Below are 14,262 nucleotides of genomic sequence, written 5' to 3' on the forward strand. Positions count from 1 at the left end.
AAACGACGTCCCGACCTCAGCCGTAGTCGAGGCCCATGGCCTCGCGCACGTCACGCATGGTTTCCTGTGCAAGTTTTCGCGCACGCTCGCAACCATCGGCCATGATGCTGCGTACCAGACTGGGGTCGTCCAGGTAGGGCTGCGCACCCTCGTGAAGCACCTCCTGCTCCTTCAGGATGGCCTCCAGCACCGGCTGCTTGCACTCCAGACAGCCGATACCGGCCTTGCGGCAGCCATCCTGCACCCAGCCCAGCGTGGACTCGTCGGAATAGATTGCGTGCAGTTGCCACACCGGACACCGCTCGGGCTCGCCGGGATCGGTACGGCGCATGCGTGCCGGGTCGGTCTGCATGGTACGTACCTTGCGCGTGACGCTCTCCGCATCCTCGCGCAGATTGATCGTATTGCCGTAGGACTTCGACATCTTCTGGCCGTCAAGGCCGGGCATGCGTCCGGCCGGGGTGAGCAGCGCCTCGGGCTCGACGAAGATCATCTTGCCGCTGCCCTCGAGATAGCCGTACAGGCGCTCACGGTCGCCGAGACTCAGGTTCTGGGTCTCGTCGAGCAGCGCCTTCGCCTGCTCGAGCGCATCCTCATCGCCTTCCTGCTGGAAGCGGGTGCGCAGCTCGTGGTATAGCCGTGCACGCTTGGCGCCGAGCTTGCGCACAGCATCCTTCGCCTTGTCCTCGAAACCGGGCTCGCGGCCGTACAGATGATTGAAGCGACGGGCAATCTCACGGGTGATCTCCACATGCGGCACCTGATCCTCGCCCACCGGCACCTTGTCGGCGCGATAGATCAGGATGTCCGCCGACTGCAGCAGCGGGTAGCCGAGGAAGCCGTAGGTCGACAGGTCGCGCCCCTCGATCTTCTCCTGCTGCTCCTTCCACGTCGGCACCCGCTCGAGCCATCCGAGCGGCGTCATCATCGACAGCAGCAGATGCAGCTCCGCATGCTCCGGAACGCGCGACTGGATGAACAGCGTCGCCTGCGCCGGATCCACGCCGGCTGCGAGCCAATCGATGAGCATGTTCCACACGTTCTGCTCGATCACCTCGGGCGTGTCGTAGTGCGTGGTCAGCGCATGCCAGTCGGCAACGAAGAACATGCAGGGGTATTCCTCCTGCAGCTTCACCCAGTTCTTCAACACGCCATGGTAGTGGCCAAGATGCAGACGCCCGCTGGGGCGCATGCCGGAAAGGACGCGTTCTGCGTACATGAGGGATCAGAAGCCGAAGAAGATCGAAAGCAGGTAACGGAAGCCGGCAATCAGCGGCCACAGGATGTCACCGAGGATCCCGGTGAAGAGGAGCACAAGCAGAATCGGGAAGCCGTAGGGCTCCAGCCGCGCATAGCGCCAGGCGAGCCGGTTGGGCAACAGGCTGACCGCGATGCGCCCGCCGTCGAGCGGGGGGATCGGGAGCAGGTTCAGCGCCATCAGCACCGCATTGATCTGGATGCCGGCATCGGCCATCTTCAGCATCGGAAGCGTGTAGGCGCCCGGCTCGCTCTTGGCCGCGATCGTAAACAGGATCGCCCACCCGATCGCCATGAGCAGATTCACGAAGGGGCCGGCGGCGGCCACCCAGAGCATGTCCGCCTTGGGGTTGCGCAACCGACCGAAATTGACCGGCACCGGCTTTGCCCACCCGAACAGGATGCCGCCCGCGCCAGCGATCGAACTGAGCGCAAGAATGCCTGCCGGCACCAGGATCGTGCCCACCGGGTCGATATGCCGCAACGGGTTCAGCGTGATGCGCCCCGCTAGGTCCGCAGTAGGATCGCCGAAATGCCGCGCCACATAGCCGTGCGCAGCCTCGTGCAGGGTGATGGCCAGCAGCACCGGGAGGGCCCAGATGGCCAGCGTGGAGATCAGCGAATCCATTCGAGTGTCGTTCGCAAACCGAGGATCTTACAGCCCGAGCGGCCCGAGCGGGCCGCGACCCTCGCGCACCAACTCAGGGACGCCCGAGGTCAGATCGACCACTGTCGTCGCCTCCGGGCCGCAGTACCCGGCCTCGATGACGAGATCCACCTGCTTGGCCAGACGGTCGCGAATCTCATCCACGTCGGTCAGGGGCAGTTCCTCGTCGGGCAACAGCAAGGTCGAACTCAGCAACGGCTCGCCGAGCTCGGCCAGCAAGGCCGAGACGACAGGATGGTCGGGGACGCGCAGACCGATGGTCTTGCGCTTGGGGTGCAACACGCGCCGGGGCAGTTCCTTCGTCCCTTCGAGAATGAACGTGTACGGCCCGGGCGTGATCGCCTTGAGCAGTCTGTACTGACTGTTGTCCACCCTGGCATAGGTACCGATCTCGGACAGATCACGGCACACGAGCGTGAAGTGGTGGCGTTCGTCCACGCCGCGGATACGCCGGATGCGCTCGAGCAGCGCGGCGTCTCCGACATGGCAGGCAAGCGCGTAAGCCGAGTCGGTGGGCAGCGCAACCAAGCCTCCGGCACGGATGATGTCCGCCGCCTGGCGGATCAGGCGCGGCTGGGGCTGTTCGGGGTGCAGCGAAAAGAACTGGGCCATGTCTTCTAGTTCGTCAAGGTTTGTGCGGGCGGCCAGAACCGTGACCACACCGGCTCGAGATCGGGCGGCAATGGCCGACAGCAGCCCACATCCACCACGCTCTCGTTCTCGCCGTGGAAGTCCGATGCACGCGACGCCAGCAGGCCACGCTGCCGCGCGAGGTGCGCGAAACGAAGCATCTCTTCCTCGGTATGCGCACCGGAGACGACCTCGACCGCTTCGCCCCCTGCCGCCATGAAGCGATCGAAGAGCAGCGCCAGCTGAGCGGAGGACAGCCGATAGCGCGCCGGATGCGCCACCACCGCCACGCCACCCGCAGCCCGGATCCATCCCACCGCTTCTTCAAGCGTGGCCCATTCATGCTCCACGAAGCCGGGCTTGCCGCGCACGAGGTAATGATCGAACACCGTCTTCACGTCCGGCATCACGCCACTCGCCACGAGGTGGCGGGCGAAATGCGCCCGGCTCACCAGGTCCGGGTTGCGCGCGAAACGCCTGGCGCCGCTGAGCGCATCGTGAATCCCGACGGCCTCGAGCGCCTCGCTCATGCGCTGCGCGCGCGCATCACGCCCGCTCCGCACCTGGGCCAGCCCATCGCGCAAGGCGGGGTGCCGGTGGTCGACATCGAGTCCGACGATATGAATGGTCGCGCCCGCGAACGACACCGAGATCTCCACCCCCGCCACGAAGGCGACGCCTTGCGCACGCGCGACGCGCGCGGCCGCATCGACACCGCCGACCTCGTCGTGATCGGTCAGCGCAAGCAACTCCACACCGTTCGCAACGGCGCGCCGAACCAGTTCCTCGGGCTCCAGCCAGCCGTCGGAGACAGTCGAATGGCAGTGCAGATCAGCGTTGATGGCGCGCAGCCCGGCGGCTGACGGATCGCTCATGCGTATCCTGTATCGAATCAGTAGGCTGGAATGATAGCAAATCCCGCCTTCAAACCCCGTGCAGGCTCCAGGCGAGCCTCGGCACCTGTCGCGTCTCGCGTGCAATTGCCGCAATCTCCCCGGCAGCGTGTGAGCCGGTATCATTTGCAGCCCCGTTCCTCCGAAGCGCACGATGTCCCCGCAAGCCGCAGACCAGCCCCCCGCTACCCCGACGCAAAAAACACCTCCGCCGCATGCGCGCACACCGGTGCCTCAGGCGCAGGCGCACACCGTGTTCGAAGACGTGCAGGGAGTGCTTACAGGCTGCCTGTTCGTGGCACTGGCAGTGCTCATGCTGCGTGAAAGCTCGCTCCTCACCGGAGGAACGACCGGGCTTGCCTTCCTCACGCATTACCTCGGCGGCTGGCCGCTGGGCATCGTGCTGTTCATGATCAACCTGCCGTTTTACGTGTTTGGCCTGCGCACCCTCGGCCGCACCTTCACCATCAAGACCTTCTGTGCCGTCGGCGTGCTCGCGCTGCAGACCGAACTGCTGCCGGCAGTGATCGGCTTCGAGCACCTGAACCCCGTCTTCTCCGCGATCATGGGCGGACTGCTCGCGGGAATCGGGATCCTGATCCTGATCCGCCACGGGGCCAGCCTGGGCGGGGTGACGATCCTCGCACTGTATTTTCAGAAACAACGCGGATGGCGGGCAGGCTGGGTGCAGATGGGCTTCGACTGCCTGATCCTGTCGCTCGGCCTGCTGGCGGTGAGCCCGGACAAGGTCGCACTCTCCGTGCTCGGCGCCGCAGCGCTGAACTTCGTGATCGCGGTCAACCACCGCCCGGGCCGGTACTTCGGCATCTGAGCGGGCACTGAAGCCTGCCCGCTCAATCCTCCCCCAAAGCCCCCGGCGCTTCGTCCTCCTCGCGTCGCAGGGCCTCGGCCGCCTGCGCCGCGGCAACCATCGCCGCACGCGTTTCGGGCGTCTCCAGGCTGATACGTCCCAGGGCGCCATCGCGGTAATCCTGCAGCAGGATCTGTGCAGCCTTCTCCAGGTCCAGCCCGCCCCCCTTCACCAGACAGCCGCGCCTGCGTCCCACGGCCTCGACCAGTGCCGGGCCGTCCATCACCGCCAATGCATCGGCGCCCAGGCGATAGCGTGCGCTCAGCTGCGCCGGATAGCGGGCGATCAGAATGTCGCCGAGAAAGGCCGCCACCTCCTCATCGATCACTGCGTTGCGGCCGATGGCATGGCTCGCAGCAAGCATGTAGCCGTCCGCGTCATATGCGATCTTCGGCCACATCATGCCGGGCGTGTCGGTCAGCGTCATGCCCGGCCCGAGATCCAGGGTCTGCTGGTGCTTGGTCACGGCAGGCTCGTCCCCCACCTTGGCCACCTTGCGTTTGAGCAGCGCATTCATGAGGGTCGATTTGCCCACATTGGGGATCCCCATGATCATCATGCGCAAGGGCTTGACGCCATCGTCGCGGTGCGGCGCGAGCTGAAGGCACAGCCCGGGAACGCGCGCGACCTCTGCCGGGTTTTTCGCCGAGATCGCCACCGCCTTCACGCCGGGCTGCCGGTTGTAGTGCTCCATCCAAGCGCGCGTCACCGCAGGGTCGGCCAGGTCCGACTTGTTGAGCAGCTTCAGGCAGGGGCGGTTACGGAAGCGGCGCAATTCGCTGATCATCGGATTGCTGCTCGCCTCGGGCAGGCGCGCGTCGGTGACCTCGATCACCACGTCGATGGACGCCATCGCCTCCGCTGCTTTCTTGCGTGCGGAGGCCATGTGTCCTGGAAACCACTGGATGGGCATGGGGAATTGCCTTCATGTTCGAAGCGGGGATTATCCCACCCGACGTTTTTTTGCGCGAACACCCAAATAAAATCGCGCACAGCCTGAAAAAGCGTGTATTGTGCCGGTCGCAGTCGATTCAAGCAGTGGTTGTTCTGGTGGTTGCCCAGCGTGTTCCAAGAGAGCGCGTGTCGGTTTGATGCCCCCTGATTACGTTTCTTGATCGTTCCTGCATTTCCGGGGCGCAAGCCCGCAATTTTTCATATGGAACGCAAAATGAGCACTCAAACCGGTACCGTGAAATGGTTCAACGACGCCAAGGGCTTCGGCTTCATCACCCCTGAAGGCGGCGGCGACGACCTGTTCGCCCACTTCTCGGAGATCCAGAGCAAGGGTTTCAAGAGCCTGGCCGAAAACCAGCGCGTCGAATTCGAAGTCAAGACCGGCCCGAAGGGCCTGCAGGCGGCCAACATCCGCCCGCTGTAATCGATCCGACGTCTCCGACGTCCTTCGATTGATCCGAAACGCGGCCTTGCGCCGCGTTTTTGCTTTTCCGGCGCCTGCCGCTGCTGACTCCAGCCTGATTCGCCCCACGGCGGCCACGAGCCGCTTTTTTCGTTTGCCGCGCCGGAATCGCCGATAATCGCGACTTCGCAGCGCTGCTGCACATCGCCGCCACCACAGCCCGACTGCCATGACCGACTCTGCCCGCACCGAACCCGCCAGCCCCGAGGCTACCCTGCGCTTCGCCGACCTCGACCTCCCGGCCCCGCTCCTTTCTGCGCTGGCCGAGGTCGGCTATGAAACGCCGTCGCCCATTCAGGCCGCCTGCATTCCTCAGTTGCTCGCAGGCCGCGACATCCTCGGCGAGGCGCAAACCGGCACCGGCAAGACCGCCGCCTTCGCGCTGCCGATGCTGGCCCGGCTCGACCTCGCCGACACGCGCCCTCAGGTGCTGGTGCTGACGCCGACGCGCGAGCTTGCAATCCAGGTCGCCGAGGCCTTCGCCAAGTACGCCCATCATCTGAAGAACTTCCATGTGCTGCCGATCTACGGCGGCCAGAGCATGGTGGTGCAACTGCGCCAGCTCTCGCGCGGTGCCCAGATCATCGTCGGCACCCCCGGCCGGGTCATGGACCACCTCGAGCGCGAAAGCCTCAAGCTCGACGCGCTCAAGGCCATCGTGCTCGACGAAGCCGACGAAATGCTGCGCATGGGCTTCATCGACGATGTCGAATGGATCCTCGAGCACACGCCGACCGAGCGCCAGACCGCGCTGTTTTCGGCAACGATGCCCAACGTAATCCGCGACGTCGCCCGCCGCCACCTGCGCGAGCCGCAGGAGATCAAGATCCGCGCCGCCACCTCGACCGTAGCCAAGATCAGCCAGCGCTACTGGCTGGTGCGCGGCGTCGACAAGCTCGACGCACTTACCCGCATTCTGGACGCCGAGGAAACCTTCGACGCCGCACTTGTCTTCGTGCGCACCAAGATCGCCACCGAGGAACTCGCCGACAAGCTTGCCGCCCGCGGCTACGCCGCCGCCGCCCTCAACGGCGACATGACACAGGGCCTGCGCGAACGCGTGATCGAGCAACTCAAGAACGGCGCGCTCGACATCGTCATCGCCACCGACGTCGCTGCGCGCGGCATCGACGTACCGCGTGTGTCGCACGTCATCAACTACGACATCCCCTACGACACCGAAGCCTACGTGCACCGCATTGGCCGCACCGGCCGCGCGGGCCGCGAAGGGGTGGCGATCCTCTTCGTCGCACCGCGCGAGACGCGCATGCTGAAGATGATCGAGCGCGCAACCCGCCAGCCGATCACACCGATCGCCCTGCCAAGCACCGAGGAAGTCACGAATCTGCGGGTCGCCCAGTTCAAGCGCCAGGTCGTCGACGCGATCGCCAGCGAGGATCTGGGCTTCTTCATGGGCATCGTGAATGATCTGGTCGAAGAGAACGAGCTCGACATCCACGAAGTTGCCGCCGCACTCACCCTGCTCGCCCAGCGCGAGCGCCCGCTGCAGATCGAGCAATCCGGCCGCGGCTGGGACATCGCCACCGCACCCACCACCTTCGAGAACCGCCCGCCGCGCGCTGAACACTTCACCACAGGCGCTCCGCGCGAGCATGCGCCCCGCCCGAACCGGGACGAGATCCTGGCGCGTCGCCGCGCCTTCTCCGAAGGATCGCTCGTGCGCTACCGCATCGAGGTCGGTCGCATGCACGGCGCCAGCCCTAAGGAGATCGTCGGCGCAATCGCCAACGAAGGCGGCATCGAAGGCCGCTTCATCGGCCAGATCCACCTCTTCGACGCGTTCTCCACGGTGGAGCTGCCTTCCAGCCTGCCCGAGGACCTGCTCGCCACACTGCGGCGCACGCGCGTCCGCCAGATGCCGCTGAACATCCGGGCCCTGAGCGCCGCCGAGGAAGCCACCACCCCAACCCGACGCACACGGCCGGCGGACGATGCCCCCCGCGAGCGCCACGGCAAGAGTCGCGAAGCCAGCGGCGATCGGCCGCGCGCGCCCTATCGCGAGGACAAGCCCTTCTCCGACCGGCCGCGCCCGGCACGCAAGCCCGAACCCGGGGAGAGAGCTCCCTTCGCCCCCCGGGGCGAGCCGCACAAACGCCCCCAGCGCGGCCCGGACCAGGGTCGCCCCTATTCCGGACCCAAGCGGCGGGACAAGTGATTCAATGACAACATCTTTCACCGGACAAGCGTGATTTCCGTCAACTTTTCGCGAGCGTGCTCCACCTAGAATAGGTCGCCTCATCGACGCGCCACACGCATGCCCGAAAACCTGCCCTGCTTTCCTCGATCCACTCGCTCCGTTGCGCCCTGCGCACATTGGAGCGAGCAGTGTCTGGCCGCGCGCCCCTGGCGGGCCGGCTGCGACGATGACTTGACCGAAGGGGCAAAGAACGCAGCATGAGGAAGCACCTCGCCCGAGCCCTGCTGCTTGTCCCGCTGTTGCTCTGCGCACTGGCGAATGCCGCCGAACCGCTCACGCTCGGCGTGTTCGCGCTACGCCCGAAGCCGATCGTGGAAGCCACGTGGCACGCATTTGCCGATTATCTTGGCGAAGGTCTGGGTGACCGCGAGGTACGGCTGCGCGTGCTCGACACCGAAGAGTTGCGCGGCGCCATCGACCGCCGCGAGGTCGACCTGCTGCTGACGAACCCGGCGCATTTCATCGAACTCAGGGCGTCCAGCCCCCTCTCCGGCGCCATCGCCACTCAGGTCAACCTCGACGGCGGCATCGAGGTCCGGACCTTCGGTGGCGTAGTCGTCGTGCGCAGGAAGGACGAACACCTGCGGTCGCTGGCCGACCTTGAGGGACGGCGCGTCGCCACGACCTCATCGAACTTCCTCGGCACCTACCCGGCGCAGGCGCTCGCGCTCAAGAAAGCCGGCGTCGATCTCGAGTCGCTTCGACTCAGGCCCTTTGGCCAGGATCAGGACAGCGTGATCGACGCACTGCTCGCCGGGCAGACCGATGCAGCCTTCGTGCGCACCGGGCTGATCGAGCGCCTGTCCCGCGAAGGCCGGGATATCTCCGGGCTGCGCGTGCTCAACCCGCTTACCTGGCCGGATCACCCCTACATGAGCTCCACCGAGCTCTATCCAGAGTGGCCACTGGTCGCCTTGGACCACGCCGACGAAAAGGTGGTGCGGCGGGTAGCCGCGCTCGTCCTTGCGCTGCAGCCAGAGCATCCCGCGGCCGTCGCCGCCGGAATCGCGGGCTTCACCATCCCCTCGGACTACTCGCGCGTAGAAGAGGCGATGCGTGAACTGCGCCTGCCGCCCTTCGACAGCAGTCCCGAATTCACTTGGTTGGACATCTGGGAGAAGTACCAAGAGTGGCTGTTCGCGTTCGCACTTGCGGCGATCACCATCGTCCTGCTGCTCGTCCGGATGCTGCAGAACAACGGCCGGCTCGAGCGAGCGAACGAAGCCGCACGCATGCTCGCCGCGCAGGTCGATCTCGAACGCCACCATCTGCGCAATGTGGTCGAAGCCAGCCGCGCTGGAAGCTGGGAGTGGAATCTGACGACCGGCGAGTGGGTTGTCGACCGGCGCATGGCCGAAATGCTAGGCATGCCGGAAACGGCGAGCCGCCAGCTCGATCGTTCGCACTGGCGCGTGATCGTCCACCCCGACGACCTTGCAGCCGCCGAATGCGAGCTCAAGCGCCATATCGACGGCGAAACCCCCTGCTACGAGCTGGACCTGCGCCTGCGCCACACCGACGGGCACTGGATCTGGGTGCATGACCGCGCGATCGCCGTGCAGCGTAACGCGCGAGGTACTGCCGAACTGATCACCGGCGCGCAGATCGACATCACCCGCCGCAAGGCCAACGAAGAGAATCTTCAACTCGCGGCCAGCGTCTTCTCCTCCAGCTACGAGGCGATCGTCATCACCGATCCGCGCAACCGGATCGTGGACGTCAATCCTGCCTTCACCCGCATCACCGGTTTCAGTCGCGACGAAACGATCGGCCGCGATCCGAGCATGCTCAGTTCCGGTCGGCAGAGTCCGGAGTTCTACAAGAAGATGTGGGACGAGCTCGAGCGGAACGACCACTGGCGCGGCGAGCTTTGGAACCGGCGCAAGGACGGCGGGGAGTTCGCCGAAGTGCTCTCAATCAGCAGGGTGCGTGACAGCAGCGGACGACTGCTCCATCACCTGGCAATGTTCTCGGACATCAGCCGTCTTAAACGCCACCAGGAAGAGCTGAACCGCATCGCGTACTTCGATCCGCTCACCGGCGCGCCGAACCGGCGCCTGCTAGACGATCGCATGCGACAGGCGATTGCCCACGCGAACAGGAGCGGAGACAAGCTCGCCGTCTGCGTGATCGATCTCGACGGCTTCAAGCCGATCAACGACCTCCACGGACACAAGGCGGGCGACCAGGTTCTGATGGGTATCGTGGATCGCCTCAACCAGCTCCTGCGCGCCAGTGACACCGTAGCCCGTCTGGGCGGTGATGAGTTCGTGCTGCTGCTGGAGGACGTGCAGGGCAACACCGTGCTCGAACGCATCCTCGAAGCGATCCGCGCGCCGTTCGTGTTAGGCCGCGAGCGGGTCAGCGTATCGGCGAGCATCGGTGTCACGCTCTATCCCGAGGACAAGTCCGACCCCGATACCCTGCTGCGCCATGCTGACCAGGCGATGTACCGCGCCAAGCAGCGCGGACGGAACTGCATTCAATACTTCGACGCCGGCATCGAAGACGCGCAACGTCGCCGCAAGCAGCGCACCGAACGCCTCGCCCTCGCCCTGAAGCAGCGGGAGTTCGTGCTGCACTATCAGCCGCAGGTGGACATCAATCGCGGGCGGCTCGTAGGCCTAGAGGCGCTGATCCGCTGGCAACACCCCGAGCGGGGACTGCTGCTGCCTGCCGAGTTCCTGGACGACATCGAAGGCACGGACCTGGAGGTCGATCTGGGGCAGTGGGTCATCGACAGCGCCCTCGCCCAGTTGCGCATCTGCCGCCAGGCGGGCATGGACATCAGCGTGAGCGTCAACATCGGCACCGGCCTGATGTTGATGCCCGGTTTTGTGGAGGTTGTGCGCGGTGCACTGGAGCGCCATCCGACCATCCCCCCCTCCAAGCTCGAGCTCGAGATCCTCGAGTCCACCGCCCTCGACGACATGGTGCATGCGATGGAGATCCTGCACGCCTGCCGTCGTCTTGGTGTACGGATCGCACTGGACGACTTCGGCACTGGCTATGCATCACTTCGCCACTTCCGCCAACTCCCGGTCGACCTGCTGAAAATCGACCGCAGCTTCGTCCTCGACATGCTCACGGACGAGGAGGCGCACGCGATCGTCGGGTCCGTGGTGCAACTTGCCGAAACCTTCGGGCGCGACGTCATCGCCGAAGGGGTGGAAACGCCGGCGCATGCCGAAGCCCTCTCTGCGCTCGGCTGCCGACTCGGGCAAGGCTTCGGCATCGCACGCCCGATGCCTGCGGAGCACCTGCTCGCCTGGCACGCGTGGTACGAGGACGGCACTGGCACGCCAGCGTCGGCCGCGTGCCGCGACAACACGCCAGCCTCCTGGGACGCGGACGCGTCCTGTACCCTCTGATCGACCCAGCTGCAGCCCCTGGCTGCGATGCGAATCCTCCCCAAGCGATGAAACTGCTTTCCTGGACCCACCACAGCAGCGCCGGCTTCACGCTGCGCGGCCACTACACTGCGCCGAGCGGACGCCCGGTCATCCACTTCCTCCATGGCAACGGCTATTGCGGCCTCGTCTATGCCCCGATGCTCAAGGGTCTGAGCGAGCACTTCGACCTCTTTCTTTCCGATACCCAAGGGCACGGCGAGAGCGAACACGGCGGTCGCTTCACGGGCTGGAACCGCTGCGCCGAACTCGCCCTGGAGGCATGGCATGCGCATGCCCCCTTGTTCGGTCGTGCGCCTGTCCACGCGGTTGGCCACAGCTTCGGCAGCGTCATCACCTGCCTCATGCTCGCACGCGCACCCAGCCAGTTCTCACGCGCCGTGCTGCTCGACCCGGTGTTGTTCTCTCCGGCGATGATCGGGCTGATGGCGCTCTCGGACGTTGTCGGCCTCTACTCGCGCAACCAACTCGCCACGCGCGCGCGCCGTCGTCGCCACCACTGGCCCGACCGCGCCGCTGCACGTGCCAACCTGCATGGACGCGGCATGTTCCGCGGCTGGTGCGAGGACGCCCTCGACGCATACGTCGAGCACGCCCTGCGGGATGTCCCGGGCGGGGGCGTCGAGCTCAAATGTCTGCCTTCGCGCGAGGCCGAAATCTTCGGTTCCTACCCACGCCGGCTGTGGTCCTCGCTCGCTCGCATCGAGATCCCGGTACAGGTGCTGCGCGGGCGCGACAGCTACCCCTTCGCCGCACGCGCAATCCAGCGCTGGGCGGAGCGGCGCGCCAACGTGCGCTGGAGCGAGGTGCCCGGTGGACATTGCTTCATGCAGGAAGACCCGGACGCCGCTGCCGGTGCGGTGCGCGGCGCACTGCTCGGCAGCAACGCCTGAGCGTTGCGCGGCCTCAGCGCCCCGGCTCGCCGAGCAGGAAGCGCGGCTCGACCAGCACCTGCTCCCGCCCGTTCGTAACCCAGGCCTGTCCGTCCTGAATACTCACCTGCAGGCGCATGCTGCGCTCGGCCAGGCGAGCCAGCGCAGCCGTCGCCTCGCGGTCGAGCTCCAGCACGCGCAGCCCGTCGTGACGCGCGAGCTTCGGCGCGACGCCGTTCCACCAGACATCCAGCGCACGACCGTAGCCGACGACGACCACTTCGCGCGCGCGCCCGCAAGCCTTGCGGATCCACTTCTCATCGGGCTGCCCCACGTCGATCCAGCGCTCGATCACACCCGTGAGATCCTTCTGCCACAGATCCGGCTCGTCCTCCACGCACAAACCCTTGCCGAAGGCGAGCGCCGGGTCGGCGAAGAGCGCGAACGCCAGCAGCCGGACCATCATGCGCTCGTCGGTCTCGGACGGGTGGCGCGCCAGCGTGAGGCTGTAGCCCGCGTAATGGTGTCGGTCCATGTCGGCCACCTGCAGGTCGGCCTTGAAGATCGTAGCCTTGAGTGCCATCAGTGAACCTGCCCGTTGGCCGTTCGCAAGGCTTGCTGCCAGGCAATCACCGCCCGCGCGGAGTGGGCCATGACCAGCTCGCGCTGACTGCCCGGCAGCTCGCGCGCCAGTGCCGCGAACAAGGCCTGCGTGGCCTCCTGGCCGATGCCTTCACTCGCTAGCCCTTCCGACAGGCAGCGGATCTGGATGAAGGCCAGCGCGTCGGCCACCAGGCGCCAGCCCGCGACCGGCATCTCGCGCGTGAGCGCCAGCAGGTGGCTGCCCAGCTGCCCCGCAAGGCGCAGTGCCTCCTCCCGGTTCTCACTGGCGATCGAGGCGTGCCAGAGCGCGAGGTGAACCCCGCGTCGCAGCTCGACCTTGAATTCGATGGCACATTCCTCGACGCTACCGATCTCATCGAAATGGCGCAGGAAGCGGGCCTCCGCGCGCGCGTCCAGCCCGGTGCGCAGGGCGCCGATGAGCTCGCTCAGTGCGGGGATCGACACCAGGCCAAAGGCCCGGCTCCAGGCCAGCCCCCACTGGTCCAGACCATAGAGCAGCAGGGCGATTCGCGCCGCCTGCGGCTCCCCTGCCTCCCCCGCCTTCCCGCGCAGGCTCCAGTCGGCGAGGTCGCCCTGCAGTTGCTCCACGCCCTTGCGTCGTGCGGCGTCGTCCTCGTTGACGCTGAGCCGGAACACGCGTGCAAAGGTCTGCTCTGCCATGCCTGCGGCCTGACGCTGCGCGTCGGGGTCGACCAGCGCGGCAATCGGGTCGGGAGGAAGGATCTTCTCGGACGAGTTCATGCTCGCTCCTTCACGCGCTATCACGCGACCAGAGCGAGGGCGCCACCGTGCCCACCTGGTTGCGCTTCCCATCGCGGAAGCCCTGCAGCACGCGCCGCAACGCGCCCTCATCTTCCGCAGTGAAGCCACGTTTGAAATCGGTGAGGATCAGTCGCGGGCGCGAAAGCCAGTTACCGGGCGCATCATCGATCGCGCACCAGGCCGCCTCGCCAGGACTGGCCTCGTGCTGCGCCAGCCACACCATCGCCTCGCGTTCGCGCAGGCCATGCAGTTCCGCCCCCGTCTTCGGTAGCAGTTGCGGCGTAACCCCTGCGATCTGCGCGCGAACGTCCTCGGCAAAGCGCGTGATCAGTCTGGACAGCGAGAACAGCATGCGCCAGTCCGATGCGATCACGATGCGTGCTTCGGAGAACTCGCGCACGACGGCTTCGATCCTCGGCAGGCAGCGGAAATCCTCCGCCTCCCCCCACGGGTGGGTTACGCCGTCGAAGTCCATGAAGATGTAGGTGGGTCGTGACATATTTGGACGGGGGACAAATTATCCCCGCACGCTCCAGGAGATTGTTGCAATGCGCAATATACTGCATGCACCATAGTGGCGCCGCGTGCCCGATGTCACGATCGACCGGAATCAAGCCCCGGCGGCACCCTCAAGGGCATTT

General features: G+C 66.0%; 13 protein-coding genes. 5 read left to right on the top strand and 8 right to left on the bottom strand.

All coding sequences use genetic code 11. From position 1 onward, the window contains the following. Positions 1-16: 16 nt before the first annotated feature. From ACNKW1_RS01730 to ACNKW1_RS01745, 4 genes are read right to left on the bottom strand one after another with little or no spacing between them, the layout of a single operon-like run. Complete coding sequence (locus tag ACNKW1_RS01730; protein WP_418362871.1) at positions 17-1,219, bottom strand: tryptophan--tRNA ligase; 1,203 nt, start codon at positions 1,217-1,219, stop codon at positions 17-19. Between the two features lie 6 nt (positions 1,220-1,225). Further along, the gene (locus ACNKW1_RS01735) at positions 1,226-1,885 is read right to left on the bottom strand and encodes a site-2 protease family protein (protein ID WP_418362872.1); all 660 of its coding nucleotides are present in this window, start codon (positions 1,883-1,885) and stop codon (positions 1,226-1,228) included. A gap of 27 nt (positions 1,886-1,912) precedes the next feature. After that, positions 1,913-2,536 carry an L-threonylcarbamoyladenylate synthase gene (locus tag ACNKW1_RS01740; protein ID WP_418362873.1) on the bottom strand — a complete coding sequence of 208 codons (624 nt, stop codon included), beginning with the start codon at positions 2,534-2,536 and terminating at the stop codon, positions 1,913-1,915. Positions 2,537-2,541: 5 nt separating this feature from the next. Further along, the gene (locus ACNKW1_RS01745; protein ID WP_418362874.1) at positions 2,542-3,429 is read right to left on the bottom strand and encodes a 3',5'-nucleoside bisphosphate phosphatase; all 888 of its coding nucleotides are present in this window, start codon (positions 3,427-3,429) and stop codon (positions 2,542-2,544) included. Between the two features lie 172 nt (positions 3,430-3,601). Between ACNKW1_RS01745 and ACNKW1_RS01750 the strand changes: the two genes are divergently transcribed. Beyond that, on the top strand, positions 3,602-4,279 hold the full coding sequence (locus ACNKW1_RS01750) for a YitT family protein (RefSeq protein WP_418362875.1): 678 nt from the start codon (positions 3,602-3,604) through the stop codon (positions 4,277-4,279). Between the two features lie 22 nt (positions 4,280-4,301). Here ACNKW1_RS01750 and ylqF read toward each other — a convergent pair whose 3' ends face one another. Beyond that, the gene (ylqF, locus tag ACNKW1_RS01755) at positions 4,302-5,231 is read right to left on the bottom strand and encodes a ribosome biogenesis GTPase YlqF (protein WP_418362876.1); all 930 of its coding nucleotides are present in this window, start codon (positions 5,229-5,231) and stop codon (positions 4,302-4,304) included. A gap of 255 nt (positions 5,232-5,486) precedes the next feature. Between ylqF and ACNKW1_RS01760 the strand changes: the two genes are divergently transcribed. The 4 genes from ACNKW1_RS01760 to ACNKW1_RS01775 all read left to right on the top strand — a co-directional run bounded on the left by ACNKW1_RS01760 (position 5,487) and on the right by ACNKW1_RS01775 (position 12,256). Next, a complete protein-coding gene (locus tag ACNKW1_RS01760) occupies positions 5,487-5,696 on the top strand; it encodes a cold-shock protein (protein ID WP_002926583.1) in 210 nt (69 codons plus the stop codon). Between the two features lie 208 nt (positions 5,697-5,904). After that, positions 5,905-7,911, top strand: coding sequence for a DEAD/DEAH box helicase (locus tag ACNKW1_RS01765; RefSeq protein WP_418362877.1), 2,007 nt, complete (start codon positions 5,905-5,907; stop codon positions 7,909-7,911). 239 nt (positions 7,912-8,150) lie between these two features. Next, positions 8,151-11,324 carry an EAL domain-containing protein gene (locus tag ACNKW1_RS01770; protein WP_418362878.1) on the top strand — a complete coding sequence of 1,058 codons (3,174 nt, stop codon included), beginning with the start codon at positions 8,151-8,153 and terminating at the stop codon, positions 11,322-11,324. Between the two features lie 47 nt (positions 11,325-11,371). Then, positions 11,372-12,256 carry an alpha/beta fold hydrolase gene (locus tag ACNKW1_RS01775; RefSeq protein ID WP_418362879.1) on the top strand — a complete coding sequence of 295 codons (885 nt, stop codon included), beginning with the start codon at positions 11,372-11,374 and terminating at the stop codon, positions 12,254-12,256. 13 nt (positions 12,257-12,269) lie between these two features. On the opposite strand, the gene ACNKW1_RS01780 is transcribed toward ACNKW1_RS01775, so the two are convergent. Genes ACNKW1_RS01780 through ACNKW1_RS01790 form a run of 3 tightly spaced genes read right to left on the bottom strand, consistent with a single transcriptional unit; the run spans position 12,270 to position 14,120 of the window. Next, positions 12,270-12,818 carry a YaeQ family protein gene (locus ACNKW1_RS01780; RefSeq protein WP_418362880.1) on the bottom strand — a complete coding sequence of 183 codons (549 nt, stop codon included), beginning with the start codon at positions 12,816-12,818 and terminating at the stop codon, positions 12,270-12,272. Continuing rightward, a complete protein-coding gene (locus ACNKW1_RS01785) occupies positions 12,818-13,600 on the bottom strand; it encodes a hypothetical protein (protein WP_418362881.1) in 783 nt (260 codons plus the stop codon). The genes ACNKW1_RS01780 and ACNKW1_RS01785 overlap by 1 nt, the downstream gene beginning before the upstream one ends. A 10-nt stretch (positions 13,601-13,610) precedes the next feature. Then, positions 13,611-14,120, bottom strand: a complete 510-nt coding sequence (locus ACNKW1_RS01790) for an HAD domain-containing protein (protein WP_418362882.1) — start codon at positions 14,118-14,120, stop codon at positions 13,611-13,613. Positions 14,121-14,262 lie beyond the last annotated feature (142 nt).

This window comes from Thauera sp. WH-2 (genome assembly GCF_048321015.1).
Classification (GTDB): domain Bacteria; phylum Pseudomonadota; class Gammaproteobacteria; order Burkholderiales; family Rhodocyclaceae; genus Thauera.

Bases quoted from the DNA above. Each gene is read 5' to 3' on its own strand.
- ACNKW1_RS01730 (WP_418362871.1), bottom strand. From the start codon at position 1,219: ATGTACGCAGAACGCGTCCTTTCCGGCATGCGCCCCAGCGGGCGTCTG.
- ACNKW1_RS01735 (WP_418362872.1), bottom strand. From the start codon at position 1,885: ATGGATTCGCTGATCTCCACGCTGGCCATCTGGGCCCTCCCGGTGCTG.
- ACNKW1_RS01740 (WP_418362873.1), bottom strand. From the start codon at position 2,536: ATGGCCCAGTTCTTTTCGCTGCACCCCGAACAGCCCCAGCCGCGCCTG.
- ACNKW1_RS01745 (WP_418362874.1), bottom strand. From the start codon at position 3,429: ATGAGCGATCCGTCAGCCGCCGGGCTGCGCGCCATCAACGCTGATCTG.
- ACNKW1_RS01750 (WP_418362875.1), top strand. From the start codon at position 3,602: ATGTCCCCGCAAGCCGCAGACCAGCCCCCCGCTACCCCGACGCAAAAA.
- ylqF (WP_418362876.1), bottom strand. From the start codon at position 5,231: ATGCCCATCCAGTGGTTTCCAGGACACATGGCCTCCGCACGCAAGAAA.
- ACNKW1_RS01760 (WP_002926583.1), top strand. From the start codon at position 5,487: ATGAGCACTCAAACCGGTACCGTGAAATGGTTCAACGACGCCAAGGGC.
- ACNKW1_RS01765 (WP_418362877.1), top strand. From the start codon at position 5,905: ATGACCGACTCTGCCCGCACCGAACCCGCCAGCCCCGAGGCTACCCTG.
- ACNKW1_RS01770 (WP_418362878.1), top strand. From the start codon at position 8,151: ATGAGGAAGCACCTCGCCCGAGCCCTGCTGCTTGTCCCGCTGTTGCTC.
- ACNKW1_RS01775 (WP_418362879.1), top strand. From the start codon at position 11,372: ATGAAACTGCTTTCCTGGACCCACCACAGCAGCGCCGGCTTCACGCTG.
- ACNKW1_RS01780 (WP_418362880.1), bottom strand. From the start codon at position 12,818: ATGGCACTCAAGGCTACGATCTTCAAGGCCGACCTGCAGGTGGCCGAC.
- ACNKW1_RS01785 (WP_418362881.1), bottom strand. From the start codon at position 13,600: ATGAACTCGTCCGAGAAGATCCTTCCTCCCGACCCGATTGCCGCGCTG.
- ACNKW1_RS01790 (WP_418362882.1), bottom strand. From the start codon at position 14,120: ATGTCACGACCCACCTACATCTTCATGGACTTCGACGGCGTAACCCAC.